The 25,911-nt window shown below is 71.2% G+C and carries 25 protein-coding genes and 3 tRNA genes; 12 read left to right on the top strand and 16 right to left on the bottom strand.

Going from position 1 to position 25,911, the window contains the following annotated elements:
* Positions 1 to 33: 33 nt before the first annotated feature.
* The gene (cofC, locus tag ACQPW6_RS30585) at positions 34 to 669 is read left to right on the top strand and encodes a 2-phospho-L-lactate guanylyltransferase (protein WP_433892933.1); all 636 of its coding nucleotides are present in this window, start codon (positions 34 to 36) and stop codon (positions 667 to 669) included.
* A 40-nt stretch (positions 670 to 709) separates the two neighbouring features.
* The gene (locus ACQPW6_RS30580) at positions 710 to 928 is read left to right on the top strand and encodes a hypothetical protein (protein ID WP_433892932.1); all 219 of its coding nucleotides are present in this window, start codon (positions 710 to 712) and stop codon (positions 926 to 928) included.
* 82 nt (positions 929 to 1,010) lie between these two features.
* Here the strand turns inward: ACQPW6_RS30580 and ACQPW6_RS30575 are convergent, their stop codons facing one another.
* The 4 genes from ACQPW6_RS30575 to leuC form a co-directional block, all read right to left on the bottom strand.
* Positions 1,011 to 1,628 carry an HU family DNA-binding protein gene (locus ACQPW6_RS30575; protein ID WP_433892931.1) on the bottom strand — a complete coding sequence of 206 codons (618 nt, stop codon included), beginning with the start codon at positions 1,626 to 1,628 and terminating at the stop codon, positions 1,011 to 1,013.
* Positions 1,629 to 1,760: 132 nt separating this feature from the next.
* Positions 1,761 to 1,985, bottom strand: coding sequence for a hypothetical protein (locus ACQPW6_RS30570; protein ID WP_433892930.1), 225 nt, complete (start codon positions 1,983 to 1,985; stop codon positions 1,761 to 1,763).
* Between the two features lie 177 nt (positions 1,986 to 2,162).
* The gene (gene leuD, locus ACQPW6_RS30565; RefSeq protein WP_433892929.1) at positions 2,163 to 2,756 is read right to left on the bottom strand and encodes a 3-isopropylmalate dehydratase small subunit; all 594 of its coding nucleotides are present in this window, start codon (positions 2,754 to 2,756) and stop codon (positions 2,163 to 2,165) included.
* Positions 2,757 to 2,762: 6 nt separating this feature from the next.
* Positions 2,763 to 4,187, bottom strand: coding sequence for a 3-isopropylmalate dehydratase large subunit (gene leuC / locus ACQPW6_RS30560; protein WP_433892928.1), 1,425 nt, complete (start codon positions 4,185 to 4,187; stop codon positions 2,763 to 2,765).
* Between the two features lie 137 nt (positions 4,188 to 4,324).
* On the opposite strand from leuC, the gene ndgR reads away from it, so the two are divergent.
* Entirely contained in the window at positions 4,325 to 5,041 is a 717-nt protein-coding gene (gene ndgR / locus ACQPW6_RS30555; protein ID WP_433892927.1) for an IclR family transcriptional regulator NdgR, read from the top strand.
* Between the two features lie 83 nt (positions 5,042 to 5,124).
* Here ndgR and ACQPW6_RS30550 read toward each other — a convergent pair whose 3' ends face one another.
* Positions 5,125 to 5,667 (bottom strand): DUF4188 domain-containing protein, encoded by a 543-nt coding sequence (locus tag ACQPW6_RS30550; RefSeq protein WP_433892926.1) that lies wholly within the window; start codon positions 5,665 to 5,667, stop codon positions 5,125 to 5,127.
* Positions 5,668 to 5,785: 118 nt separating this feature from the next.
* On the opposite strand from ACQPW6_RS30550, the gene ACQPW6_RS30545 reads away from it, so the two are divergent.
* Positions 5,786 to 6,430: a MerR family transcriptional regulator gene (locus tag ACQPW6_RS30545; protein ID WP_433892925.1), complete on the top strand. Its 645-nt coding sequence runs from the start codon at positions 5,786 to 5,788 to the stop codon at positions 6,428 to 6,430.
* A 58-nt stretch (positions 6,431 to 6,488) separates the two neighbouring features.
* On the opposite strand, the gene ACQPW6_RS30540 is transcribed toward ACQPW6_RS30545, so the two are convergent.
* From ACQPW6_RS30540 to ACQPW6_RS30510, 7 genes are all read right to left on the bottom strand, one after another.
* Positions 6,489 to 6,561, bottom strand: a tRNA-Glu gene (locus ACQPW6_RS30540).
* Positions 6,562 to 6,624: 63 nt separating this feature from the next.
* Positions 6,625 to 6,697, bottom strand: a tRNA-Glu gene (locus ACQPW6_RS30535).
* Positions 6,698 to 6,711: 14 nt separating this feature from the next.
* A tRNA-Gln gene (locus ACQPW6_RS30530) sits at positions 6,712 to 6,783 on the bottom strand.
* 86 nt (positions 6,784 to 6,869) lie between these two features.
* Positions 6,870 to 7,589, bottom strand: a complete 720-nt coding sequence (locus ACQPW6_RS30525) for an HAD family hydrolase (protein WP_433892924.1) — start codon at positions 7,587 to 7,589, stop codon at positions 6,870 to 6,872.
* A gap of 9 nt (positions 7,590 to 7,598) precedes the next feature.
* Positions 7,599 to 9,110, bottom strand: a complete 1,512-nt coding sequence (gene gltX, locus ACQPW6_RS30520) for a glutamate--tRNA ligase (RefSeq protein ID WP_433892923.1) — start codon at positions 9,108 to 9,110, stop codon at positions 7,599 to 7,601.
* Positions 9,103 to 9,903 carry a fumarylacetoacetate hydrolase family protein gene (locus ACQPW6_RS30515; protein ID WP_433892922.1) on the bottom strand — a complete coding sequence of 267 codons (801 nt, stop codon included), beginning with the start codon at positions 9,901 to 9,903 and terminating at the stop codon, positions 9,103 to 9,105. The genes gltX and ACQPW6_RS30515 overlap by 8 nt, the downstream gene beginning before the upstream one ends.
* An 87-nt stretch (positions 9,904 to 9,990) precedes the next feature.
* Positions 9,991 to 10,200 carry a hypothetical protein gene (locus tag ACQPW6_RS30510; RefSeq protein WP_433892921.1) on the bottom strand — a complete coding sequence of 70 codons (210 nt, stop codon included), beginning with the start codon at positions 10,198 to 10,200 and terminating at the stop codon, positions 9,991 to 9,993.
* Positions 10,201 to 10,796: 596 nt separating this feature from the next.
* On the opposite strand from ACQPW6_RS30510, the gene ACQPW6_RS30505 reads away from it, so the two are divergent.
* The 8 genes from ACQPW6_RS30505 (at position 10,797) to ACQPW6_RS30470 (ending at position 21,735) form a co-directional block, all read left to right on the top strand.
* On the top strand, positions 10,797 to 14,867 hold the full coding sequence (locus ACQPW6_RS30505; RefSeq protein ID WP_433892920.1) for a nitrate- and nitrite sensing domain-containing protein: 4,071 nt from the start codon (positions 10,797 to 10,799) through the stop codon (positions 14,865 to 14,867).
* A complete protein-coding gene (locus tag ACQPW6_RS30500) occupies positions 14,868 to 15,290 on the top strand; it encodes a roadblock/LC7 domain-containing protein (RefSeq protein ID WP_433892919.1) in 423 nt (140 codons plus the stop codon). It abuts the gene before it with no gap.
* 102 nt (positions 15,291 to 15,392) lie between these two features.
* Positions 15,393 to 15,800, top strand: a complete 408-nt coding sequence (locus tag ACQPW6_RS30495) for a DUF742 domain-containing protein (protein ID WP_093717892.1) — start codon at positions 15,393 to 15,395, stop codon at positions 15,798 to 15,800.
* Positions 15,781 to 16,386, top strand: coding sequence for a GTP-binding protein (locus ACQPW6_RS30490; RefSeq protein WP_433892918.1), 606 nt, complete (start codon positions 15,781 to 15,783; stop codon positions 16,384 to 16,386). The genes ACQPW6_RS30495 and ACQPW6_RS30490 overlap by 20 nt, the downstream gene beginning before the upstream one ends.
* Positions 16,387 to 16,718: 332 nt before the next feature.
* Positions 16,719 to 20,084, top strand: a complete 3,366-nt coding sequence (locus ACQPW6_RS30485) for a nitrate- and nitrite sensing domain-containing protein (RefSeq protein ID WP_433892917.1) — start codon at positions 16,719 to 16,721, stop codon at positions 20,082 to 20,084.
* 9 nt (positions 20,085 to 20,093) lie between these two features.
* Positions 20,094 to 20,507 (top strand): roadblock/LC7 domain-containing protein, encoded by a 414-nt coding sequence (locus ACQPW6_RS30480; protein ID WP_033173109.1) that lies wholly within the window; start codon positions 20,094 to 20,096, stop codon positions 20,505 to 20,507.
* An 81-nt stretch (positions 20,508 to 20,588) separates the two neighbouring features.
* Positions 20,589 to 21,173, top strand: a complete 585-nt coding sequence (locus ACQPW6_RS30475; RefSeq protein ID WP_433892916.1) for a DUF742 domain-containing protein — start codon at positions 20,589 to 20,591, stop codon at positions 21,171 to 21,173.
* Complete coding sequence (locus ACQPW6_RS30470; protein WP_433892915.1) at positions 21,154 to 21,735, top strand: GTP-binding protein; 582 nt, start codon at positions 21,154 to 21,156, stop codon at positions 21,733 to 21,735. The genes ACQPW6_RS30475 and ACQPW6_RS30470 overlap by 20 nt, the downstream gene beginning before the upstream one ends.
* Before the next feature lie 77 nt (positions 21,736 to 21,812).
* On the opposite strand, the gene ACQPW6_RS30465 is transcribed toward ACQPW6_RS30470, so the two are convergent.
* The 4 genes from ACQPW6_RS30465 to ACQPW6_RS30450 form a co-directional block, all read right to left on the bottom strand.
* A complete protein-coding gene (locus tag ACQPW6_RS30465) occupies positions 21,813 to 22,025 on the bottom strand; it encodes an acyl-CoA carboxylase epsilon subunit (protein WP_433894710.1) in 213 nt (70 codons plus the stop codon).
* A gap of 59 nt (positions 22,026 to 22,084) precedes the next feature.
* On the bottom strand, positions 22,085 to 23,668 hold the full coding sequence (locus ACQPW6_RS30460; protein ID WP_433892914.1) for an acyl-CoA carboxylase subunit beta: 1,584 nt from the start codon (positions 23,666 to 23,668) through the stop codon (positions 22,085 to 22,087).
* A 160-nt stretch (positions 23,669 to 23,828) separates the two neighbouring features.
* Complete coding sequence (locus ACQPW6_RS30455) at positions 23,829 to 24,725, bottom strand: HpcH/HpaI aldolase/citrate lyase family protein (RefSeq protein WP_433892913.1); 897 nt, start codon at positions 24,723 to 24,725, stop codon at positions 23,829 to 23,831.
* Positions 24,722 to 25,798, bottom strand: coding sequence for an HpcH/HpaI aldolase/citrate lyase family protein (locus ACQPW6_RS30450; protein ID WP_433892912.1), 1,077 nt, complete (start codon positions 25,796 to 25,798; stop codon positions 24,722 to 24,724). Before ACQPW6_RS30450 ends, ACQPW6_RS30455 begins: the two co-directional genes overlap by 4 nt.
* Between the last annotated feature and the right edge of the window lie 113 nt (positions 25,799 to 25,911).

Below are 25,911 nucleotides of genomic sequence, written 5' to 3'. Positions count from 1 at the left end.
TGCGGGTGTGATCGGGGCGGCAAGATAGGCCCCATGGGGAATTGGAGCGTGGTGGTGCCGCTCAAGCCGTTGGCTGTGGCCAAGAGCCGGTTGGCGGCGGCGGCCGGGGAGGTGCGGCCGGCGTTGGCGCTGGCGTTCGCGCTGGACACTGTGACCGCCGCGCTGGCCTGCGGGGAGGTGGCTGACGTGACGGTTGTCACCGACGACCCGACGGCGGGGGCCGAACTGGCCGGGCTCGGCGCGTTCGTCGTGCCGGACACCCCCGCGGCCGGGCTGAACGCCGCGCTGCGCCACGGCGCCGAACACGTGCGCGAACGCCGGCCGTACGCTCCGGTCGTGGCGCTGAACGGCGATCTCCCGGCCTTGCGGCCCGCCGAGCTGTCCGAGGTGCTGCGCGATGCCGCGCAGGCACAGGAGCGGGCGTTCCTGGCCGATGCGGCCAGTGTGGGGACAACCTTGCTCGCCGCCCCGCCGGACTCCGACCTCTCCCCCGCCTTCGGCGGCGCCTCCCGGGCCCGCCACCTGGCCTCCGGCGCGCGGGAGATCCTGCTCACCGGGGTCGTCTCGGTCCGCCAGGACGTGGACACCGGCGACGACCTGCGGGTGGCCCTCGCACTTGGCGTCGGCCCGCGGACGAGTGCCGCGGCCGGGCTGCTGATCACCGACTGACCGGCTGATCGCGCACCGGCCGACGCTCTACGCTGGGCGCATGCAAGCCACCGCGTTCACGTTCGACGCCGACAGCCGGAGCGGCAGCGTGCTGCTCGACGACGGGACGCCGATGGCGTTCGACGCCGCCGCGTTCGACGCGGGGCAGCTGCGGCTGCTGCGGCCGGGGCAGCGGGTGCGGATCCGCACCGAGGGCGCGGGTGAGTCCCGGCGGGTGGTGTTCGTGACGCTTCAGACGTTCGCCGACCCCAGCGTCTAGCGGGGAGCGGTCAAGACGGCGCGGGCCGGGTTCCCCTTGCGGGGGCCCGGCCCGTCGCGGTCGTCCGGCCGGAGCCGGACTGTCACCTGGCGGCGGTCCGCTTCGCTGCGGTCTTGCGCGCCGAGGTCTTCCTGGCCGGGGCCTTCTTGGCGGTGGCCTTCTTCGCCGGGGCCTTCTTGGCCGCCGCCTTCTTGGCGGTGGTCTTCTTGGCCGCGGTCTTCTTGGCGGTGGTCTTCTTCGCCGCCGACGTACGGGCCGACGCGGTCTTCTTCGCGGCGGTGGTCTTCTTCGCGGCCGACTTCTTGGCGGCGGTGGTCTTCTTCGCGGCGGCCTTCTTGGTGGTGGCCTTCGCCGTGGTGGAAGCACCGCCGCTCAGGCTGCCCTTGGGCGCCTTCTTGACCGCGACGTCGTTCTTCGGGAGCTTCTTCGTCCCGCTGACCAGGTCCTTGAAGCCCTGTCCCGCGCGGAACCGCGGCACCGAGGTCTTCTTCACCCTGACCCGCTCCCCGGTCTGCGGGTTGCGGGCGTAACGGGCCGGACGCTCCACCTTCTCGAACGAACCGAAACCGGTGACCGACACCCGATCGCCGGAGACCGTCGCGCGGACGATCGCGTCGAGAACCGCGTCAACCGCGTCCGCGGCAGCCTGCCGGCCACCTACCTTGTCGGCAATCGCTTCTACGAGCTGCGCCTTGTTCACGTCTTCCCCTTCGGAAACTTGCCCGGCGAATGAGTACGGGCTTTTTCGCACGCTAGGCGGATATATACCGCAAATCAAATACGAAACGGGCGAATCACCCTTGTGCCGCAACGAACTCGGTGCTCTACGGGATCAGCGATCCGGGATTCCGAGGTCGTCCAACTCAGCCGTTAACACGTCCAGGCGCCGGCCTGCGTCGGCGAGATCGTGCTTCGCCACCGCGGTCACCGCGAGCAGCCTCCGGCTCAACTCCCGCCGTGTCCCATCAGGGACTTCGGCACTCGCGACCCGCAGATGCGCCTGCTTCAGACGCGCGGCCAGCACCCCGTAGAGCTGGAGTTGGCCGTCACGTTCCATGCGTCGATTGTGCCATCTGCGGCGAGTTGTCGAGGGCGACAGGGCCAACCGGGTGTTCCGGAGCCGTTTCGCTGGTCCCGTGGCGGCCCCCGCGCGGGTCCGCGAACGCCGAAGCGCCCGCTGCCGGAAGGGCAGCGGGCGCTTCGGTGGACAGGGGGCCGGACCGGCCGCCTGGGGTCAGACCTGGACGGTGCTCGGCTTGAAGGACGGCCTGGTGGCCTCGAACGCCGAGATGTCGGACTCGTTGGCCAGTGTCAGACTGATGTCGTCAAGGCCTTCGAGCAGCCGCCAGCGGGCGTTGTCGTCCAGCGTGAAGGGCGCGGTGATCCCGTCGGCGCGCACCTCGCGGGCCACCAGGTCGACGGTGACCTCGGCGGTCGGGTCGGCCTCAGTGAGCTTCCACAGCTGCTCGACCGTCTCCTGCGGCAGCAGCACGGTGAGCAGGCCGTTCTTCAGCGAGTTGCCGCGGAAGATGTCGGCGAAGCGGGAGGAGATCACGGCCTTGAAGCCGTAGTTCTGCAGCGCCCAGACGGCGTGCTCGCGCGAGGAGCCGGTGCCGAAGTCGGGCCCGGCCACCAGCACGGTGGCGCCCTCGCGTTCCGGCTGGTTCAGGACGAAGGACGGGTCCTTGCGCCAGGCTTCGAACAGGCCGTCCTCGAAGCCGTTGCGGGTGACCTTCTTCAGCCAGTGCGCGGGGATGATCTGGTCGGTGTCCACGTTGCCGCGGCGCAGCGGTACGGCCCGGCCGGTGTGAGTGGTGAAGGCTTCCATGGCGGCTCAGACCTCCGTCAGGACAGGGGCGTCGGACAGGTCGGCGGGCGAGGCGAGATGGCCGAGCACCGCGGTGGCCGCGGCCACCTGCGGGGAGACCAGGTGGGTGCGGCCGCCCTTGCCCTGCCGTCCCTCGAAGTTGCGGTTGGAGGTGGACGCGGAGCGCTCACCGGGGGCCAGTTGGTCGGGGTTCATACCCAGGCACATCGAGCAACCCGCGTGCCGCCATTCGGCGCCGGCCGCGGTGAACACCTTGTCCAGGCCCTCCTCCACGGCCTGCAGCGCCACCCGTACGGAGCCGGGTACGACCAGCATCCGGACGGTTCCGGCCACCTGGCGGCCCTCGACCACCGCGGCGGCGGCCCGCAGGTCCTCGATCCGGCCGTTGGTGCAGGAGCCGACGAAGACGGTGTCGACCTTGACCTCGCGCAGCGGCTGGCCGGCCGACAGGCCCATGTACGTCAGCGCGTTCTCGGCGGCGAGCCGGTCGCTGGGGTCGGCGAAGGACGCCGGGTCGGGCACCGACGCGCTCAGCGGCGCGCCCTGGCCGGGGTTGGTGCCCCAGGTGACGAACGGCGCCAGGGTGGCGGCGTCGATCCGCACCTCGTGGTCGAACACCGCGTCGTCGTCGGTGCGCAGCGTCTCCCAGTAGGCGACGGCCGCGTCCCAGTCCTCGCCCTTGGGCGCGTGCGCCCGCCCCTTGAGATAGTCGAACGTGGTGGCGTCGGGGGCGATCATGCCCGCCCGCGCGCCGGCCTCGATCGACATGTTGCAGATCGTCATCCGGGCTTCCATCGACAGCTTCTCGATGGCCGAGCCGCGGTACTCGATGACGTAACCCTGGCCGCCGCCGGTGCCGATGGTGGTGATCACCGACAGGATCAGGTCCTTGGCGGTGACGCCGTCGGGCAGTTCGCCGTCGACGGTGACGGCCATCGTCCTGAACGGGGCCAGCGGCAGCGTCTGGGTGGCCAGCACGTGCTCCACCTGCGAGGTGCCGATGCCGAACGCCAGCGCGCCGAAGGCGCCGTGGGTGGAGGTGTGGCTGTCGCCGCAGACCACGGTGGTGCCCGGCTGGGTCAGGCCCAACTGCGGGCCCACCACGTGCACCACGCCCTGCTCGACGTCGCCCAGCGGGTGCAGCCTTACGCCGAACTCCGCGCAGTTCTTGCGCAGCGTCTCCAACTGGGTGCGGGAGACCGGGTCGGCGATCGGCTTGTCGATGTCGATCGTGGGGGTGTTGTGGTCCTCGGTGGCGATGGTGAGGTCGGTACGGCGCACCGGCCGGCCGTTCATCCGCAGCCCGTCGAACGCCTGGGGGCTGGTCACCTCGTGCAGGAGGTGGAGATCGATGAAGAGCAGATCGGGCTCACCGTCGGCGCGGCGGACGACATGGTCGTCCCAGACTTTTTCCGCGAGTGTCCTACCCATCGCTGTCCCTCCGGCCGCAGGCGCCATCGCCCGGGCCAACTCGGTATGTGTGTGCTGTGCTGGCTGTGTGACCAGCCTGACGCCTTCCCGGCGAAATTGAACTTGCGTTTCACAGTGTGAGACGCGAGTATCGTTGCATGGACAACTCTAGCGGCGTCGGCGTTCTCGACAAGGCTGCTCTGGTGCTCAGCGCACTGGAGTCAGGACCGGCCACCCTGGCCGGCCTTGTCGGCGCCACGGGCCTCGCCCGCCCCACCGCGCACCGGCTGGCGGTCGCGCTCGAACACCACCGCATGGTGGCACGCGACATGCAGGGCCGGTTCATTCTCGGCCCGCGGCTGTCGGAGCTGGCGGCGGCGGCCGGCGAGGACCGGCTGCTGGCCACCGCGGGCCCGGTGCTCACGCATCTGCGGGACGTGACCGGCGAGAGCGCCCAGCTCTACCGCCGGCAGGGCGACATGCGGATCTGCGTGGCCGCGGCGGAACGGCTGTCCGGACTGCGGGACACCGTCCCGGTGGGCTCCACGCTGCCGATGAAGGCCGGCTCAGCGGCGCAGGTGCTGATGGCCTGGGAGGAGCCCGAGCGGCTGCACCGCGGCCTGCAGGGCGCCAGGTTCACCGCCACGGCGCTCTCCGGGGTGCGCAGGCGCGGCTGGGCGCAGTCGATCGGCGAGCGCGAGCCGGGCGTCGCCTCGGTCTCCGCGCCGGTGCGCGGCCCGTCCAACCGGGTGGTCGCCGCCGTCTCGGTCTCCGGACCGATCGAGCGGCTGACCAGGCACCCGGGCCGAATGCACGCCCAGGCCGTGGTGGACGCGGCGGGACGGCTGAGCGAGGCCCTGCGCCGTACGGGCTGACGGCCGCAAGGCCGCAACGGCGCCGAGGGGCCGGGACCGGGACCGGACGACTCCCGTCCGCCCGGTACCGGCCCCGGCTGCTCTCAGACCGCGGTGCTGGACTCCTGTGCCGGAGCCTCGTGCCCCTCCCGCGCCGGCCGGCCGGCGTAGGCCAGCCGCTGCGCGGCCGTCTCACCGCGCCGGGCGACCGGGATCGCGCCGTGCGCGCCGGCCAGGCCGAACGGCGGCATCCCGCTGTACAGCGACTCGTAGGAGCCGGCCGGCACCGCGTAGGTCTCGTGCCAGACGCCGACCGCGGCGCCGCTGGTCCTGGCGAGGCGGTTGAACGCGGCCCAGGCCGGCCGGTGCTGCCGGTCCTGGTTGGCGGCGTATGCGTAGAGCTTGTCCCGGGACTCCCAGTACTGGACGACGACATAAGTGCGCGGCGAGCCGCTCAGCTTCATGAAGCCGAGCATCCCGTTGTCCTTGTCCTTGCCGAGTTCCCGCAGCATCCGCGACATCGCGCCGAAGACCGGCAGCCAGCGGTGCGGCGCGCTCAGCCGGTTGACCCGCATGCCCACCAGGAAGACCACGACCTCGCCCTCGGCGTCGGCGGTGGTGCGCTCGCGTATCGGCTTTGCGGACATGATGACTCCCCCTGCACTGTGACGTGATGCGATGTGGCAACGCGTGACGGGATTGATTGGATAGCCGCGCTATCCATGATTGGATAGTGCCACTCTCCAACGGAAGGTGCAAGCGGAAATGCGGCTGGCCGAGCTGAGCAAGCGCAGCGGGGTTCCCACCGCCACGATCAAGTACTACCTGCGCGAGGGACTGCTGCCGCAGGGCCGCAAGGTCACCGCCACCCAGGCCGACTACGACGAGGCGCACCTGCGCCGGCTGCGGCTGGTGCGGGCGCTGATCCAGATCGGCCGGGTGCCGGTGGCGGACGCGCGCCGGGTGCTGGACTACGTGGACGACGACTCGCTGGGCCAGACGATCCGGCTCGGCGCCGCGCTGTGGGAGCTGCCGCACGAGCTGGAGCCGGACGAGGAGGACCCGCGGACGGCCGCCGCGCGGGTGGAGGTGGACCGGCTGCTGGAGCTGCTGGGCTGGACGACGGCCCGGGACATCGGCGAACTGTCGCCCAACTTCCGGGTGTTGACCGCCGCGATCGTCCGGCTGGCGGATCTCGGCTATCCGATGGACGCCGACAAGCTGCTGCCGTACGCGGAGCAGTTGGGGCGGCTCGCGGCCTTCGACATGGACCGGCTGGAGCACCTGGAGACCCCGGTGGAGAAGGTCGAGGCGGCGGTCGCGGACGCGGTGCTCTTCGAACCGGTGCTGATCAGCCTGCGGCGGATCGCCCAGGAGGAGGAGTCGGCCCGCCGCTGGGGCCTGGAGTGAGGCCGCGAGTGCGGCTCAGAAGGTGATGACGAGCAGCCGAGAAGCTGAGAAGAGAAAGTACCCCCGACCGGATTCGAACCGGCGCTACCGCCTTGAGAGGGCGGCGTGCTAGGCCACTACACAACGGGGGCCCTGGCGATCCTCGCGTCGTCACGGCCGGGAGCGACCCGGAGGGGACGGAAAGAAAGGATCTGTACCCCCGACCGGATTCGAACCGGCGCTACCGCCTTGAGAGGGCGGCGTGCTAGGCCACTACACAACGGGGGCTTGCACTGCATGCGCTGGGGTACCAGGACTCGAACCTAGAACAACTGAACCAGAATCAGCCGTGTTGCCAATTACACCATACCCCACCAAAATGCAACCCCATCGGGGTTTCATTCGGATGACACTCGCCGGCTGGACCTTTCCAGTCCGCTCCGGCGGCGCAGGAAGAACATTACCCGATCCGGGACACCGCTCCAAAACGGGTATCGCCGCGGAGCAGGCCGGGAAGCTCCGCAAGGCCGGTGATACGCACGAGTTCCGGCCGCCCGCCGCGTCCGTGGCGGTCCAGCCAGATCCCGGCGAGTCCGGCCTCCACCGCGCCGCGCGCGTCGATGTCGGGCTCGTTGCCGACGTAGGCCACCTCGTGCGGCGGCAGCGCCAGCGCCTCGCAGGCCGCCAGGAAGGCCGCCGCGTCGGGCTTGGAGACGCCCAGCTCCGCCGCGCACAGCAGCACCTCGAACCGGTCCCTGACCCCGAGCGTGCGCAGCTTGCGGTCCTGGTGGTCGAACGAGGAGTTGGACAGCACGGCGTGCCGGTAGTCGGCCGCCAGCAGGTCGAGCGCGGGGACGGTGTCGGGGAACAGCGACCAGGCCGCCTCGAAGTGCACCACGTGCCGTCCGAACCAGGCGTCGGCCTCGTCGTCGGTCAGCGGCAGCCCGAGCATGCCGCGCACCCGGTCCCTGCGCTGCTCGTCGAACGAGCACTCGCCGGCCGAGAACCGCGCCCAGTGCTCGCCGGTGACCTCCTGCCACCGGACGAGGCCCTGCTCGACGCTCTCACAGCCGTCGGGCAGGCCCTCCTGGATCAGGTGGTTCCGCATCCCGGTGAGGTCAGCGGTGCCGTAGTCGAAGATCGTGTCGTCGATGTCCCACAGGACCGCCCGTATGCCCATACCCGCAATCTACCCGGCCGACAGCCGCAGCAGGGCTGCGTCGATCCGGGACAGCGCGCGCTCGCGGCCGAGGATCTGCAGGGACTCGAAGAGCGGCAGGCCCACCGTGCGGCCGGTGACCGCGACGCGGACCGGGGCCTGTGCCTTGCCGAGCTTGAGGCCGTGCTGCTCGCCGGCCGCGAGGACCGCCTCCTTGAGCGCCTCGGGCGAGGACCAGTCCGCGCCGTCGAGCTTCTCCCTGGCGGTGCGCAGCAGCTCGTCGGAGCCGGGCTTCATCGCCTTCGTCCAGGACGCCTCGTCCTCCACCGGGGCGTCCAGGAACAGGAAGTCCACGTTGGCGGTGATGTCGGACAGCACGGTGAGCCGGGTCTGCGCGTACGGGGCGATGGCCTGCCAGGCCTTCTCGTCGAACGCCTCGGGCGCCCAGGGCGCGTAGGGCGCGCGCAGCCACGGGGCGCAGGCCGCGGCGAAGTCCGCCGCGTCCAGCAGCCTGATGTGGTCGGCGTTGATCGCCTCGGCCTTCTTCAGGTCGAAGCGCGCCGGGTTGGCGTTGACGTCGGCGATGTCGAACGTCGCCACCAGCTCGTCGATCGAGAAGACGTCCTGGTCGGCGGAGAAGGACCAGCCGAGCAGCGAGAGGTAGTTGAGCAGCCCCTCGGGCAGGAAGCCGCGCTCGCGGTAGAGGTTGAGCGAGGCCTCCGGGTCGCGCTTGGACAGCTTCTTGTTGCCCTCGCCCATCACGTACGGCAGATGGCCGAACGCGGGCACCTGCTTGGCCACGCCGATGTCGGCCAGCGCCTCGTACAGCGCGATCTGCCGCGGGGTGGAGGACAGCAGGTCCTCGCCGCGCAGCACGTGGGTGATCTCCATCAGCGCGTCGTCCACCGGGTTGACCAGGGTGTAGAGCGGGGCGCCGTTGGCCCGGACGATGCCGTAGTCCGGCACGTTCTCCGGGGTGAAGGTGAGCTCGCCGCGGACCAGGTCGGTGAAGGTGATCGCCTTGTCCGGCATCCGGAAGCGGACGATCGGCGCCCGGCCCTGCGCGCGGTACTCGGCGACCTGCTCGGCGCTGAGGTCGCGGCAGTGCCCGTCGTAGCCGGACGGGCGGCCGGCGGCGCGGGCCGCCGCGCGCCGGGTCTCCAGCTCCTCGGGTGAGCAGTAGCAGTCGTAGGAGTGGCCGGCCGCCTTGAGCCGGGCGGCGACGTCGGCGTAGATCTCCATCCGCTGCGACTGGCGGTAGGGCGCGTGCGGGCCGCCGCCGGCGGTGAAGCCGTCCACCGACACCTCGGGGCCCTCGTCCCAGTCGAGGCCGAGCCAGCGCATCGAGTCCAGCAGCGCCTGGTACGACTCCTCGGAGTCGCGGGCGGCGTCGGTGTCCTCGATCCGGAAGACCAGGGTGCCCTGGTGGTGCCGGGCGAAGGCCCAGTTGAACAGGGCGGTGCGGACCAGGCCCACGTGCGGGTTGCCGGTCGGCGAGGGGCAGAAGCGGACGCGTACGTCCGAGGAGGGTGCGCTAGCCACGCGAGATCACCTTGTTGGTGAGAGTGCCGATGCCTTCGATGGATACGGCGACCTCGTCGCCGGGGTGCAGTGGGCCGACCCCGGCCGGGGTGCCGGTGAGCAGGACGTCGCCGGGCAGCAGGGTCATCGCCTCGGTGATGTTGACGATCAGGTCCTCGATGGAGTTGATCATCTCGCTGCTGCGGCCCGCCTGGCGCAGTTCGCCGTTGACGGTGGCGGTGATCGCCAGGTCGGAGGCCGCCGCCAGGTCGAGCGAGGTCTCGATCCAGGGGCCGAGCGGGCAGGAGGAGTCGAAGCCCTTGGCGCGGGCCCACTGTTTCTCGGTCCGCTGGGTGTCCCGGGCGGTGACGTCGTTGGCGCAGGTGAAGCCCAGGATGACGTCCTTGACGCGTTCGCGGGGCACCTCGCGGCACAGCCGGCTGATCACCACGGCGAGCTCCGCCTCGTGGTGCACCTCGCTGGAGAACGTCGGGTACACGATCGGGTCGCCGGGGCCGATCACCGAGGTTGACGGCTTGAAGAACGCCCAGGGCGCGGCCGGCACCTCGTTGCCCAGTTCGGCGGCGTGCGCCGGGTAGTTCCGCCCGATGGCGACCACCTTGTTGGGCAGGACGGGCGGCAGCAGCCGGACCTTGTCCAGCGGGACCTTCGTACCCGACAGCTCGAAGTCGGCGAACGGGATGCCCTTGATGATGTCGAGGACGAGCCCGTCGAGGCCGCCGGGGCCTGTCGGGTCGCCCTCGACCGCGCCGAAGGCGACGTTGCCGTCGATGGAGAACCTGGCGATGCGCATGGGCCTCAGCTTAGTGCGCGGGCCAGGTGCCGCTGCCCGGGGCGTTGCCGCAGGTCAGCGCGGCGCGGCCGGACGGCGGGCGGTGAGTCAGGGGGCGACGGGAGTCTTCGGCAGCTCGGTCAGTACCGTACGGCGGGGGTTCGCGGTGCGCTGCGGCAGTGCGAACTCCCCGGCGGTGTCGCCGGCAGCGGTGGGGGCGGTCGACAGGCCGTCCAGGTCCTCGACGTCCTTCAGATGAGCGAGGGTGGTGCGCCGCGGGTTGGCGATCATCTGGCGGAACATCAGGGTGGTCTTCATCGGTGCTCTGGACCTCGGAAGCTCGGGGCGCCCGGCGGGCCGGGCGGCGGTTGACACGCGGTTGACAAAAAGCCTCGCTCTGTAAAGCGCAAGGCTAGTGCGGCCCTTTCCCGGAACAACGTGACCCAGACATCTGACGGGCTGTGATTTTGCTCACGAAGTGAGTCTCATACCGGTCATCGCGGACAGTCGTTCAAGTTCCACGATTCGGACAACAGTCCCTTCTCCGCGCATACCACTCGTGATCAACCGGCCCGGGGCACTCCACAGCCGGTGAGCGCCGGTGAATCGAAAATCCGAAATGAACCGATTTCCATGCATCGTCGGTGAACAATCCGTGTGGATCCCAGCGCATGGAGTGACGGAATCCAACAGGTCGGCTACGGGCCTTGTTGGGAGATCCAGCACTGTGCTGGAATTCCCCGGACCGCCGCATCACATCAAGCCGACGCGCAGGGGGCGCGGGCGGGCAACGAGCGGCGGTGAAGGGCATCAACGGCCTCCTCGCAATCCGGGGTCGCCCTGAGCCCCCATGACTCGACACCGTCCTGTCCGCTTTGTCGCGGGGGACGCCTGGTCCAGAGGTTGCGACGCTAGTGCAGGGACGTTTCAAGAGGGACAGCGGCGCTGCGGGCGACCCGGAGCAGCAGCCCGGCACGACCGGCAACGGTCAGGCGCCGACGGCGGCCGACTCCGGAGGCGCCACGCCGGGACCCACTGCGGCCACCGGCCGGACGAGCACGCCGAGCGGCATCGACGCGGGCCGGATCACCGGCCTCGCGGGCAAGCCCGGCCCCCGAATAGCCATGCGCAACTGGCGCATCAGCACCAGACTTGTGTCCCTGCTCGCGCTGCCGGTGATCACCGCCGGCACGCTGGGCGGTCTGCGGATCAACAGCTCGCTCGACAACGTCAACGAGCTGAAGAACATGCAGACCCTGACCGACCTCACCGAACACGCGGTGGACCTCGCGGACGCGCTACAGGACGAGCGCGACAGCTCCGCGGGCCCGATGACCCAGGGCCACCCGAACGACGACGCGGTCACCTCCTCGCGGCAGACCACTGACCTCAAGGAGAAGGCGTACCACACGGCCAGCGAGCTGGTGCAGTCCAAGTCGGTCTTCAGCGGGAGCGGCGTCCGCTCCAGCCTGCTGTCCATCGACACCCAGCTCACCTCGCTGGCCGCGCTCCGCGACTCCGCCTACAGCGACGACTCGTCCATCTCCGGCACCGTCTCGGCCTATGACGGCCTGATCCAGTCGCTGCTGAAGCTGACCGACGACATGGCGCAGGCGACCAACAACAAGTCCATGGTCGAGGACGCCCGCGCGCTGGCGGCCTTCTCCTCGGCCAAGGAGTACGAGTCGATCCAGCGCGCGGTGATCAGCGCCGCGCTGGCCGACACCAAGAAGCTGGCCGAGAACCACGGGATGTCGGCGAGCGACTACCAGTCGGTGAAGTGGGCCTCGACCGACGAGGACGGCTCCCTCACCATCTTCCGGACCATCTACGGCACGGCGAGCGTCCCGCTGCTCGCGCCACTGGACGGCACCGAGGGCAGCAACGACACGATCACCCAGCACGACAAGGACCGCACGCGGATCGTCGCCTCGCAGAGCGCGCTGGCGAGCATGGGCTTCTCGTACCGCGACTGGGACGACAACGCCAAGACCAAGATCCAGGCGATGAACCAGATCGAGCGCTCGCTGCTGAGCGAGTTGCAGCAGCGCTCTCTGAAGCTCCAGAAGGAGTCCAAGCAGTCCGCGCTGATCTCCGGTGCGATCATCCTGCTGGTGCTCGGCATCGCCGTCGTCGGTGCCTTCATCGTCGGCCGCTCGATGGTGCGCTCGCTGCGCCGCCTCCAGCAGACCGCGCAGGACGTCGCCCAGAAGCGGCTGCCCGAGCTGGTCAAGCAGCTCTCCGACACCGACCCGCAGGACGTGGACACCTCGGTCGAGTCGATCGGCATCAACAGCCGCGACGAGATCGGCCAGGTGGCCCGCGCGTTCGACGAGGTGCACAGCGAGGCGGTCCGGCTGGCCGCCGAGCAGGCGCTGCTGCGAGGCAACGTCAACGCGATGTTCACCAACCTCTCGCGCCGCAGCCAGGGCCTCATCCAGCGCCAGCTGTCGCTGATCTCCGAGCTGGAGTCCCGCGAGGCCGACCCCGACCAGCTCTCCTCGCTGTTCAAGCTGGACCACCTCGCCACCCGTATGCGCCGCAACGGTGAGAACCTGCTGGTCCTCGCCGGTGAGGAGCCGGGCCGCCGGTGGACCCGCCCGGTGCCGCTGGTCGACGTGCTGCGTGCCGCCGCCTCCGAGGTGGAGCAGTACGAGCGGATCGAGCTGACCTCGGTGCCGTCGGCCGAGGTCACCGGCCGGATCGTCAACGACCTCGTCCACCTGCTCGCCGAGCTGCTGGAGAACGCCACCTCGTTCTCCTCGCCGCAGACCAAGGTGCGGGTCACCGGTCACGCGCTGCCCGACGGGCGGGTGCTGATCGAGATCCACGACACCGGTATCGGCCTGTCCCCCGAGGACCTGGCCGACATCAACGAGCGGCTGGCCAACCCGCCGACGGTGGACGTCTCGGTGTCCCGCCGGATGGGCCTGTTCGTGGTCGGCCGGCTGTCGCTGCGGCACGGCATCAGGATCCAGCTGCGCCCGTCGGACTCCGGCGGCACCACGGCACTGGTCATGCTGCCGGTGGACCTCACCCAGGGCGGCGGCGCCAAGAACGTCGGCAACGCGGGACGGCCCGGCGCCACTCCTCCCCCGGCGGCGGCCGGCAGCACCGGCATCGCCGGCGCGTTCGGCAACTCGCCGCAGGTCGGCAAGACCCCGCAGCGCAGCCAGGTCGGCGGCGGCGCCGCACGTCCCGCGCTGGCCGCGGGCGGCGGACGGGGCGGCGGCGCACCGCAGCAGCCCGGCGCGCCGCGCTGGGCCGCGCAGGACGGCGGCCAGGGCTTCCCCGACGACCGCGGGATGCAGGACACGCCGCGCGGCCACGAGGAGGTCGACGACGCGCCCGCCTTCGACGCGTTCGAGGGCGCGGGCACCGCGCCGGCCCCCGGGCAGCGCGCGGACTTCCAGCAGGGCCCGGGCGACCTGTTCGGCGGCCGGCCCAACCAGGGCCAGAACCCCGGTCAGGGCCAGAACCCCAACCAGGGCCAGGGCAACCGGCAGCCGGGCCAGTTCCCGCCGCCGCAGCCGCAGAGCACCGGCCCCAGCGGCTTCCGCTCCGACGTGTTCGGCGGCCGTCCCGGGCCCACCCCGCGGCAGGGGCAGGGCGCGGGCCAGGGCGCGCAGGGCGGCGCCCGGCCGGGCGGCCCCGGCGAGACCGCCGAGTTCCCGGCGATCCGCGACGACTTCGGGCAGCAGGGCGGCGGCAACACCGGCCAGTTCCCGATCCCGCAGCAGGGCGGCGGGGCGCCGCGCGGCGGCCGCGGCCCGCAGGAGACCTACAGCACCGGGCAGTTCCCGGTGCCCGGCCAGGGCGGCGGTCCCGGTGACACCGGGCAGTTCCCGATCCCGCAGCCGCCGCAGGGCGGGCAGGGTGGCCAGGGCGAGAACACCGGGCAGTTCCAGGGCCCCGGCAGCACCGGCCAGTTCCCGGCCGTCCGCGCCGAGGGTCCGGGCAGTACGGGGCAGTTCCCGGCGGTCCAGGCCGAGGGCCCGGGCAGCACCGGCCAGTTCCCGGCGGTCAGCAGCGAGAGCACCGGCGAGTTCCGGGCACCCGGCCAGCCGGGTCAGCCCGGCGGCCCCGGGCAGTTCCAGAACCCGGGCGGGCTGCCGCAGCGCGGCCCGCGCGGTCCGCAGGGCACGCCCGGCTACGGGCAGAACGGCCGCGGCGCCCCGCAGGAGTCGTACGACACCGGACAGCACCCGCTGCCCGGCGGCGGCCGGCCCGGTGACGGCACCGGCCAGTTCGCGATGCCCGGCCAGGGCGGCGACCAGGGAACCGGCCAGTACTCGGTCCCGCAACCGCCGCAGCCGCAGCGTCCCGAGCCGCCCAACCCGCTGTCCGAGCCGATGGCGCTGCCGCCGGCCCCGACCCGCGGTGACGAGCCCACCCCGATCTTCGCGTCCATCGAGTCCGACTGGTTCCGTACCGGCCAGGCGGAGCGGATGCAGCAGATCCACGTCGAGCAGAGCGCGCGCGGCCAGCAGGCCCCGCCGCCGCGCCCGGTCGGCCGTACCGCGCCTCCGCAGCGGCCGCGTACCGACCAGCGGCCGGGTCCGCAGCGTCCCGGCACCAGCTCTCCCCAGCACCAGCCGGCCCCGGCCCCTGCGCCCGCCTCGGCGGCCGCTCCGGCGGCCGACCGCCAGCAGGCTCCGGCGCAGCCGCAGCCGTTGCCGCGGGAGACGCCGAACTGGCGCTCCTCGCCCAACGACGCGCTGCGGCAGCGGGCCGAGCAGGTCCGCGAGCCGTCGGCCGGCGGCGTGACCCCCTCGGGTCTGCCCCGCCGGGTGCCCAGGGCGAACCTGGTCCCGGGCGGCGCGGCCCAGCCGCAGGCCCCGCAGGGCGGCCCGCAGGTCTCCCGGTCCCCCGACGACGTCCGGGGCCGGCTGACCAACCTCCGTCGTGGTATCCAGCAGGGCCGCGAGGCCGGCGGTGGCAACACCGACGACCGTGGTTTCGGTACGAATCACCAGGAGCGCTAGTTGAGTGCGATAAGCCAGGCGGCACAGAACCTGAACTGGTTGATCACCAACTTCGTGGACAACACCCCCGGGGTGTCCCACACGGTGGTGGTCTCCGCCGACGGCCTGCTGCTCGCGATGTCCGACGGATTCCCCCGCGACCGCGCCGACCAGCTCGCCGCCGTCGCCTCCGGCCTGACCTCACTGACCGCCGGGGCCTCCCGGATCTTCGAGGGCGGCAGCGTCAACCAGACCGTCGTGGAGATGGAGCGCGGCTTCCTGTTCCTGATGTCCGTGTCCGACGGCTCCTCCCTCGCCGTACTCGCCCACCCCGAGTGCGACATCGGCCTCGTCGGCTACGAGATGGCCCTGCTCGTGGACCGGGCAGGCGCGGTTCTCACCCCCGATCTCCGTGCTGAACTCCAGGGCAGCCTGATGCACTGAGCCCGACCAGGTCCCGTCTTTTCCGCCCGCCCGTTCTTCCCGTCATTCCGCACCGCGACAGCACAGCACCGCGACAGCACAGCCCGGACACGGAGGACCCTCATGACCCCGCCACCCGCCTCGCCGGGCCCGTACGGCGCGTCCCACCACGCGCCGTACGGGGTGGAAGGCGACCAGCCGCTGGTGCGGCCGTACGCCATGACAGGTGGCCGTACCAGGCCCCGGTACCAGCTCGCCATCGAGGCCCTGGTCAGCACGACCGCCGACCCGGGTCAGTACGCGGGGCTGCTGCCGGAGCACCAGCGGATCTGCCATCTCACACGTGAGATCAAGTCGGTGGCCGAGATCTCCGCGCTCCTTGCCATCCCGCTCGGCGTGGCCCGGATTCTCGTGGCCGACCTCGCCGAGGCCGGCATGGTCGCCATTCACCAGCCGGGCAGCGGCGAAGCGGGCGGCCAGCCAGATGTGACACTGCTTGAGAGGGTGCTCAGTGGACTTCGGAAGCTCTAGGCCACAGGCGCCGCAGTCGTACGGCGCGCCGCCGGCACGGTCCACGACCTCCGCGAAGATCGTGGTCGCGGGCGGCTTCGGCGTCGGAAAGACCACATTCGTGGGAGCCGTCTCGGAGATCAATCCGCTGCGCACCGAAGCCGTGATGACTTCGGCGTCGGCCGGAATCGATGATTTGAGCCACGTCCAGGACAAGACCACCACCACGGTGGCGATGGACTTCGGCCGTATCACGCTCGATGACGACTTGATCCTTTATCTGTTCGGCACCCCTGGCCAGGACCGGTTCTGGTTCATGTGGGACGACCTGGTGCGCGGTGCGATCGGTGCCGTGGTGCTGGTGGACACCCGGCGGCTGGCGGACTGCTTCCCCGCGGTGGACTACTTCGAGAACAGCGGCCTGCCGTTCGTGATCGCCCTGAACGGCTTCGACGGCCACCAGCCCTACCGGCCCGAAGAGGTCCGCGAGGCATTGCAGATCGGGCCGGAGGCGCCGATCATCACCACCGACGCCCGGCACCGCGGCGAGGCCAAGAGCGCACTGATCACTCTGGTGGAACACGCGTTGCTTGCACGTCTCAAATAGCCGTTGCCATTGGCATGTTGCCAATGGGAAAACGGTGGGAAGCCACGGGGACCGACTGTGTCATCGGACACGGCCGGTCCCCGTCTTCATAACATTTCGAGAGAGTTTCGGTGCCCGGTGAACACCGCTCGCGCTCACCCGGTGCCGCAGCGCGTACGTCTGGCATAGGGTTTGCCATGGCTTTGAACTTATGCCCGTTTTATGTTTTCGTTCGCAGCGGAGGTTTCGCTATCCCAGACGTTTGGCCAGCACCCCCATGACGTGCTGAAATTCGCAGAACCCGAGCGTAGGAACGGCCCCTGGCGGGCCGTCGCCGAGAGGTTGTTGGTCCAGTGAGGAACACGAGGCGAGCAGAGGCGGGCACCGGAGACGGTCCGCGGGGGAATTTCACGCCGCCCCGACACCCCGGGGGAGAACCCGCCACGGGCGGTGCTCCGGCGGTGCAGTCGACCACTCTGCCCGACCCCGGCGGCCGCTTCAGCGTACGCAACTGGCGGGTCGCCACCCGGCTGAACGTGATCCTCCTGATCCCCGTACTGGTCGCGCTGGTCTTCGGCGGCTTCCGGGTGAAGAGCTCGGTGGACACCTGGCACCAGGCCGATGACGCCGTACGCACCGCGAACCTGGTGAGCGCCGCGGTGACCTACAGCAACGCACTGATCAACGAGCGGGATCTCACGGCGGTTCCGCTGCTGGCCGGCAAGACCGACGACCCGGCGGTGACCTCGGCCCGCGCCGCCACCGACGAGGCGGCCCGCGCCTTCGACACCGCCGCCCGCGACATCCCGGACCAGACCGGTCTGAAGAACCGGATGGCCAACTTCCGCAAGGTCGAGCCGCTGCTCGGCTCGCTCCGCAAGGCCGCGTACACCCACCAGCTGCCCGGTGTGCAGACCGAGGAGCGGTACGTCACGATCCAGCACCCGCTGCTGGAGCTGGACAACGAGCTCGGCTACGGCACCAGCAACATCACCGCCTACGGCCGTACCCTCTACGCCGCCTCGCTCGCCAAGGCCGCGGAGTCGCTGACCCGGTCGATCGGCACCCACATCCTGGTGGAGAAGAAGGTCTCGCCGTCGGAGCTGGCGCTGCAGAAGACCGCGCTCGGCTCCTACGAGTACCTCCAGGGCATCTCCGTCGAGGAGTACAACGGCGGCGGCACCCCGGCCGACCAGAAGGCGCTGCAGGACGCCCAGGCCGCCGCCGCGGCCAAGGGCAAGCAGCAGGTCGCCGCGGCCAAGGCCGCGGCGGACGCGGCGAACCAGCCGTTCGTGGCGCCGCCGGAGCTGACCAAGATGGTCAGCGAGATCGCCACCCCGGGCCGTACGGTGGCGCAGCTGCGCGCCGAGGGCATCACCCAGGAGTCCTACTTCGGCGCCTCCACGCTGTCCTTCGACGCGTACGGCACGGTGGAGGTCAGCCTCGCGTCCAAGGCGTCCAAGGACGCCTCGCACATCGCCTCCAACGCCAAGAGGGACGCGATCCTCAACTCCGCGATCGTGGTCGTCGCGCTGATCATCGCCTTCATCCTGGCCGGCCTGATGGCCCGCACGATGAGCCGCAGCATGCGGCGGCTGCGCGGCGCGGCCTTCGAGATCGCCGAGACCCGGCTGCCCGGCATGGTCGACCAGCTGTCCCGTACCGACCCGGGCCGCGTCGACACCACCGTGGCGCCGATCCCGATCAACAGCCAGGACGAGATCGGCGAGGTCGCCCGGGCCTTCGACCAGGTGCACCGGGAGGCGGTCCGGCTGGCCGCCGAGCAGGCGCTGCTGCGCGGCAACGTCAACGCGATCTTCACCAACCTCTCGCTGCGCAACCAGGGCCTCATCCAGCGGCAGCTCAACCTGATCACCGAACTGGAGAACAACGAGGCGGACCCGGACCAGCTGGAGAGCCTCTTCAAGATGGACCACCTGGCCACCCGCATGCGCCGCAACGGGGAGAACCTGCTGGTGCTGGCGGGCGAGGAGCCGGGCAGGCAGTGGAACCAGCCGATCCCGCTGGTGGACGTGATGCGGGCCGCGGCCTCCGAGGTGGAGGCGTACGAGCGGATAGAGCTGGTCGGCATCCCGGAGACCGACATCCACGGCAGCGCGGTCACCGACCTGGTGCACCTGCTGGCCGAGCTGCTGGAGAACGCCACCACGTTCTCCTCGCCGCAGACCAAGGTGCGGGTCACCGCGACCCGGCTGCCCGACGGCCGGGTGATGGTGGAGATCCACGACAAGGGCATCGGCCTGACCAGCGCGGACTTCGCCGACATCAACAGCAAGCTGGCAGACCCGCCGACCGTGGACGTGGAGATCGCCAAGCGGATGGGCCTGTTCGTGGTCGGCCGGCTGTCCGACCGGCACGGCATCCGGGTGCAGCTGCGCCCCTCGGGCGAGCAGGCCGGCACCACCTCGCTGGTGATGCTGCCCGAGGCGATCACCCGCGGTGGCGGCGGCGAGGACGAACTCCTCGACGAGGAGCGGGACTTCACCGTGTCGCGGATCGTCCCCGAGCCGGCCGAGGCGGAGCCCGCAGGTCAGCCCGGGATGGCGGAGCTCGGCCGCCGCACGGCCGCCGAGCTGGGCTTCGACGACTCGCGCTACGACCGCGCCGAGGGCGGCGCGCCCGCGCTGGACCCGGTGGGCCGCGGCCTGCTCCGCGAGGAGCGCCGCGCGCAGCTGGAGGCCGCGGCGGGCGCCGAGCAGCAGGTCCAGGGGCCGCCGCCGGTGCCCGAGCAGCGCCAGGAGCAGTCCTACGAGCAGCCGTACGAGCAGACCGGCTACGACCCGCAGGCCCCGGCGGGTGACTACCAGGAGCCGGTGTACGACCCGGGCTACGACGCCTCGTACCAGCAGCAGGCGTACGAGCAGGAGTTCCGGCCCGGTTACGAGGGCCAGGGCTACCCGGCCGGCGAGCAGCAGCAGCAGCAGCCGAGTTTCGAGCAGTCCGGCTTCGACCAGCCGGCGTTCGAACAGCCGGGATTCGAGCAGCAGAACGGTTTCTTCGCACAGCAATACGGCAACGGGTACCAGCCGCAGGCCGAGCAGCCCGCCGCACCCGCACAGCCGTCCGGCCAGGAGTACCCGCAGGAGTACGCACAGGGCGGCTACGACGCCGGCTACGACCCCGCGGGGCAGCCGGCCGGGTTCGAGGGCTACCGGCCCGGTCAGGAGCCCTGGAGCCCCGCACAGCCGGAAGAGCAGTCCCAGCCGCCACAGCAGGCACAAGACGAAACGGAATCCGCTCCGCCGCTCCCCTCCCAGCCGTCCGAGAGCGTAGTCTCGCCTTCGCTGACGGACGCCGGCCTGCCGCGCCGGGAACGGAAGCGCACCGAGACACCTCGGGAACAGCCTGATCAGGAGGCTCCCGAACCACAAGCGACGCCGACGCCGGACTCCTCCGAATCCGACTGGCGGTCGACCAACGACGAGAACTGGCAGCGGGCCGAGGGGGTCCGTGAGCCGAAGGCAGGCGGAGTCACCCCTTCCGGCCTGCCACGGCGGGTGCCCAAGGCCAACCTGGTCCCGGGTACCGCGACGCAGACCCCGCAGGGCGGCCCACAGGTCTCCCGCGCACCGGAGGACGTACGTGGCAGGTTGAGTAATCTGCGACGTGGCGTCCAGCAAGGGCGCACTGCTGGAACTGACACGAACGGACAGGCCTCCGACCCCCAATTCGGCGGCCCCCAGAACCAGGAGCGCTAGTTGAGTCCGATGAGCCAGGCGGCACAGAACCTGAACTGGTTGATCACCAACTTCGTGGACAACACCCCCGGGGTGTCCCACACGGTGGTGGTCTCCGCCGACGGCCTGCTGCTCGCGATGTCCGACGGATTCCCCCGCGACCGCGCCGACCAGCTCGCCGCCGTCGCCTCCGGCCTGACCTCACTGACCGCCGGGGCCTCCCGGATCTTCGAGGGCGGCAGCGTCAACCAGACCGTCGTGGAGATGGAGCGCGGCTTCCTCTTCATCATGTCGGTCTCCGACGGCTCCTCCCTCGCCGTACTCGCCCACCCCGAGTGCGACATCGGCCTCGTCGGCTACGAAATGGCCCTGCTCGTGGACCGGGCAGGCACCGTACTCACCCCCGATCTTCGGGCCGAGCTGCAAGGCAGCCTGCTCAACTAGCGAAACGCGCCCGCGCGACTCGTCCGGACACCCGCCAGGGGCCCGGACGGGGGCCCGCGAGCCGTATCAGGAGGAGGACTCGTGAGCACGTCCCCCGGCGGAGACCCGTACGGCAACAGGCGTCAGCCGCCGCTCAATCCGTACAACTTCCCCTCGGCGCCCACTCCCGAGCCCGAACCCCGACAGCCCCAGTACCGGCCGCCCCGGCCGCGGATCCAGCCGTACGAGCCGCCCAGGAGCGAGCCCGAGCAGTCACCGCGCGGCGGCGGCAGGGGCGCCTACGGCAACGCGGGCAACGGCTCGGCCGACGGCGGCCGGCAGAGCCCGTCGGGCCTGGTGCGGCCCTACGCCATGACCGGCGGCCGGACCAGGCCGCGCTACCAGCTCGCGATCGAGGCGCTGGTCAGCACCACGGCCGATCCCGAGCGGCTGCGCGGCCAGCTGCCCGAGCACCAGCGGATCTGCCGGCTGTGCCGGGAGATCAAGTCGATCGCGGAGATCTCCGCACTGCTCACCATCCCGCTCGGCGTGGTCCGGATCCTCGTCGCCGACCTCGCCGAGGCCGGGCTCGTCACGATCCACCAGCCCGGTGGCGACGAGTCGGCCGGCGGACAGCCAGACGTGACACTGCTTGAAAGGGTGCTCAGTGGACTTCGGAAGCTCTAGCGGCACGGCGGCTCGCGCCACTACTTCCGCGAAGATCGTGGTGGCGGGCGGGTTCGGGGTCGGCAAGACCACCTTCGTGGGTGCCGTCTCGGAGATCAACCCGCTGCGCACCGAAGCCGTGATGACGTCCGCCTCGGCAGGCATCGACGACCTGACGCACGCGCCCGACAAGACCACCACCACGGTGGCGATGGACTTCGGCCGCATCACGCTGGACGAGGACCTGATCCTCTACCTGTTCGGCACGCCCGGCCAGGACCGGTTCTGGTTCATGTGGGACGACCTGGTGCGCGGCGCGATCGGCGCGATCGTGCTGGTGGACACCCGGCGGCTGGCGGACTGCTTCCCCGCGGTGGACTACTTCGAGAACAGCGGCCTGCCGTTCGTGATCGCCCTCAACGGCTTCGACGGCCACCAGCCCTACCGGCCCGAAGAGGTCCGCGAGGCCCTTCAGATCGGGCCCGAGGCACCCATCATCGTCACCGACGCCCGGCACCGCGGCGAGGCCAAGAGCGCACTGATCACGCTGGTCGAGCACGCGCTGATGGCCCGGCTGCGCTGACCGGCGCGGGGCCGGCCCGCGCCGCCGGGCCCGGGTGGTACGTCAGATCTGCTGGGCTCGGCCCTGTGCGGCCCTGCTCAGCCCTGCCAGGAGTGCGGCGCCCGGAAGCCCGGGGTGCGCTCCAGGCGGCGCCAGCCGGCGGTGGAACGGGCCGGACGGGCCTGCGGGGCGTCCTCGGACTCGCCGGCCGCGGCGCGGGCGAGCAGGATCGCGGTGAGCGCGGCCAGCTCCTCGGGCTTGGCGTGACCCTTCTCGACGCGCACCAGTGAATCGGCGGGAGTGCTCACGATCGTCTCCATGTCTGGGATTCCTCAGCCGGAACAGTCGGTACGGCGGTTGCTCGGCGGTGTCACTGCGGCGGGTTGCCGTGCTTGCGCGACGGCAGGTCCGCGTGCTTGGTACGGAGCATCGCCAGCGCGCTGACCAGCACCTCGCGGGTCTCGGCCGGGTCGATCACGTCGTCCACCAGGCCGCGCTCCGCCGCGTAGTACGGGTGCATGAGCTCGGCCTTGTACTCCTTGACCATCCGGGCCCTGGTGGCGTCCGGGTCGGTGGCCTCGGCGATCTGCCGGCGGAAGATCACGTTGGCCGCGCCCTCGGCGCCCATCACCGCGATCTCGTTGGTCGGCCAGGCGTAGGTCAGGTCGGCGCCGATGGACTGGCTGTCCATCACGATGTACGCGCCGCCGTATGCCTTGCGCAGGATCAGCGAGATCCGCGGCACGGTGGCGTTGCAGTAGGCGTAGAGCAGCTTGGCGCCGTGCCGGATGATGCCGCCGTGCTCCTGCGCGACGCCGGGCAGGAAGCCCGGCACGTCGAGCAGGGTGACCAGCGGGATGTTGAAGGCGTCGCACATCTGGACGAAGCGGGCGGCCTTCTCGGACGCCTCGATGTCCAGCACGCCGGCCATCGACGCGGGCTGGTTGGCGATGATGCCGACCACCTGGCCGTCGAGCCGGGACAGCGCGCAGATGATGTTGGTGGCCCAGCGCTCGTGGACCTCCAGGTACTCGCCCTCGTCGACGATCTCCTCGATCACCTTGTGCATGTCGTAGGAGCGGTTGCCGTCGGCGGGCACCAGGTCGAGCAGGACGTCGCCGCGCCGGTCGGCCGGGTCGTGCGCCTCGACGGCGGGCGGGTTCTCCCGGTTGTTCTGCGGCAGCATCGACAGCAGGTAGCGGACCTCTTCGAGGCAGGTGTGCTCGTCGTCGTAGGCGAAGTGCGCCACCCCGGAGACCTCGGCGTGCACGTCGGCGCCGCCCAGCCCGTTCTGGCTGATCTGCTCGCCGGTGACGGCCTGCACCACGTCCGGCCCGGTGATGAACATCTGCGAGGTCTCGCGGACCATGAAGACGAAGTCGGTGAGCGCCGGCGAGTAGGCCGCGCCGCCGGCGCACGGGCCGAGCATCACCGAGATCTGCGGGATCACGCCGGACGCGCGGGTGTTGCGCTGGAAGATGCCGCCGTAGCCGGCCAGCGCGGAGACGCCCTCCTGGATCCGGGCGCCGGCGCCGTCGTTCAGCGAGATCAGCGGGGCGCCGGCCGAGATGGCCATGTCCATGATCTTGTGGATCTTCTCCGCGTGCGCCTCGCCGAGCGCGCCGCCGAAGATCCGGAAGTCGTGCGCGTAGACGAAGACCGTCCGGCCGTGCACGGCGCCCCACCCGGTGATCACACCGTCGGTGTAGGGGCGCTTGGCCTCCAGGCCGAAGCCGCTGGCCCGGTGCCGCCGCAGCGGCTCCACCTCGCGGAACGTGCCCTCGTCGAGCAGCAGCTCGATCCGCTCGCGGGCGGTGAGCTTGCCCTTGGCCTTCTGGGCCTCGGTCGCGCGGGCGCTGGGGCCGCGCCGGACCTCCTCGCGGATCGCGTGGAGCTCGGCCACGCGCCCGCGGGCGTCGTTCACCGCGACGGGCACCTCTGGCGTTGTGGTCATGTACTGACAGTACGAGCGATGAGGGGCGGAACGGGCCATCTACTTCGTACAGTGTCCGCCGCCGCTTCATGGCGGGTCTCTACAGACGCGCAGGTGGACACCGTCGCCCCCGCGGGCCCGTGGGGGCCCGCGGAAGCGGTGTCGGAGGCCGCCGAAAGGGTCAGCGGCCCGCTACCGCGGCGGCCGTGGCCAGTACCCGCCTGGCCTCTTCCACGTGCAGGTTCTCGATCATCCTGCCGTCCACCGTGACCACCCCGCGCCCCTGTGACGTGGCCTGATCGAACGCCTCGATGATCCGCCGGGAGTGCTCGACCTGCTCAGGCGCGGGCGCGAAGATCCGGTTGCAGGGTTCGAGCTGGCGGGGGTGGATGAGCGTCTTGCCGTCGAAGCCGAGCTGCCGCCCTTGGAGGGTCTCCTCCTCGAAGCCTGGCAGGTTCTGGACGTCGTTGTAGACACCGTCCAAGATGGCCTTCCCGGTCGCGCGGGCCGCGAGCAGCGCCAGCGACAGGCCGGTGAGCAGCGGGGCGCGGCCCGGCACGTGCTCGGCGTGCAGTTCCTTGGCCAGATCGTTGGTGCCCATCACCAGGACGGTGAGCCGGTCGGAGGCGGCGGCGATGGCCCGGGCGTCGAACATCGCCGCGGGCGTCTCGATCATCGCCCAGACGGCGGTGCGGTCCGGGGCGCCGGCCGCCTCCAGGGCGGCCACGATCCGGCGGACGGTGTCGGGCGAGTCGACCTTGGGCACCACCACGGCGTCCGGGCCGGCCTGTGCGGCGGCCCTGATGTCGTCGGCGTGCCAGGGGGTGCCGGGCGCGTTGACCCGGATGGCCACCTCGCGGTAGCCGTACTCCCCGCCGGCCGCGGCGGCATGCACCCGCTCCCGGGCCTCGGCCTTGGCGTCCGGCGCGACGGAGTCCTCCAGGTCGAGGATCAGCGCGTCGGTGGGCAGTGTCTTGGCCTTCTCCAGGGCGCGTTCGTTGGCGCCCGGCATGTACAGCACGGACCGGCGGGGGCGGGGGGCGTCGCCGCTGTTGTTGCTGTCGCTGGTGTCGGTCATCGGGCGTCGTCCTCCTGGCCGGCCTTCTGCGCGGCGGCGTAGGTCTCGGCGAGCTCGGGGTCGCGGGCGGCGAGCGCATCCGCGAGGCCCACGACCACCTGGCACTGCTTGTACGTGGCGTCGTCCTGCATCTTGCCGTCGATCATCACCGCGCCGGTGCCGTCGCCCATCGCGTCGATCACCCGGCGGGCCCAGGCCACGTCCTGCGGCGCGGGCGAGAACACCCGGCGGGCGACCGCGATCTGCGCCGGGTGCAGCGTCCAGGCACCGACGCAGCCGAGCAGGAACGCGTTGCGGAACTGGTCCTCGCAGGCCAGCAGGTCCTGGATGTCGCCGAACGGCCCGTAGTAGGGCAGGATGCCGTGCGCCGCGCAGGCGTCGACCATCCGGGCGATCGTGTAGTGCCACAGGTCCTGCTGGTACGTGGCCCGCGGCGCGTCGTCGGCCGCGGGGTCCTCGCGGACCAGGTAGCCGGGGTGGCCGCCGCCGACCCTGGTGGTCTTCATCCGGCGGCTGGCGGCGAGGTCGGCCGGGCCGAGCGAGATGCCCTGCATCCGGGGGCTGGCGCCGGCGATCTCCTCGACGTTCGCCACGCCGGCGGCGGTCTCCAGGATGGCGTGCACCAGGATCGGGCGGCGCAGCCCCGCCCTGGCCTCCAGCTGGGCGAGCAGCCGGTCCACGTAGTGGATGTCCTGGGCGCCCTCCACCTTGGGCACCATCACGACGTCCAGCTTGCCGCCGACCTCGGTGACCAGGGTGAGCAGGTCGTCCAGCGCCCAGGGTGAGTCGAGGCTGTTGATCCGGGTCCACAGCTGGGTGTCGCCGAAGTCCGTCGCCCTGGCGATGTCCACCAGGCCGGCCCGGGCGGCCTCCTTGCGGTCGGCGGGTACGGCGTCCTCCAGATTGCCCAGCAGCACGTCCACCTGCGGGGCCAGGGCCGGCACCTTCGCGGCCATCCTCGGGTTGCCCGGGTCGAAGAAGTGGATCATCCGTGACGGCAGGGCCGGTACTTCACGCACGGGGGCGGGCGCCCCCACAGCCAGCGGGCGGAAGAAGTCCTTCGCCGAGCGCATGCGGTACTCCCGGTGGTGGGTCGGGGCTGGTGGACGCCGCCGGCCGGAGGGCGCGGCGACGCGTACGAGCGCGGTGCGGAACGTACGGCGCTCACCCTATGACCGTGGCGACC

It is taken from the genome of Streptomyces sp. CA-111067, assembly GCF_050956065.1.
Classification (GTDB): Bacteria; Actinomycetota; Actinomycetes; order Streptomycetales; family Streptomycetaceae; genus Actinacidiphila.
The sequence above is the reverse complement of the archived record's forward strand: the minus strand, read 5'-3'. Positions and strand labels throughout refer to the sequence as shown.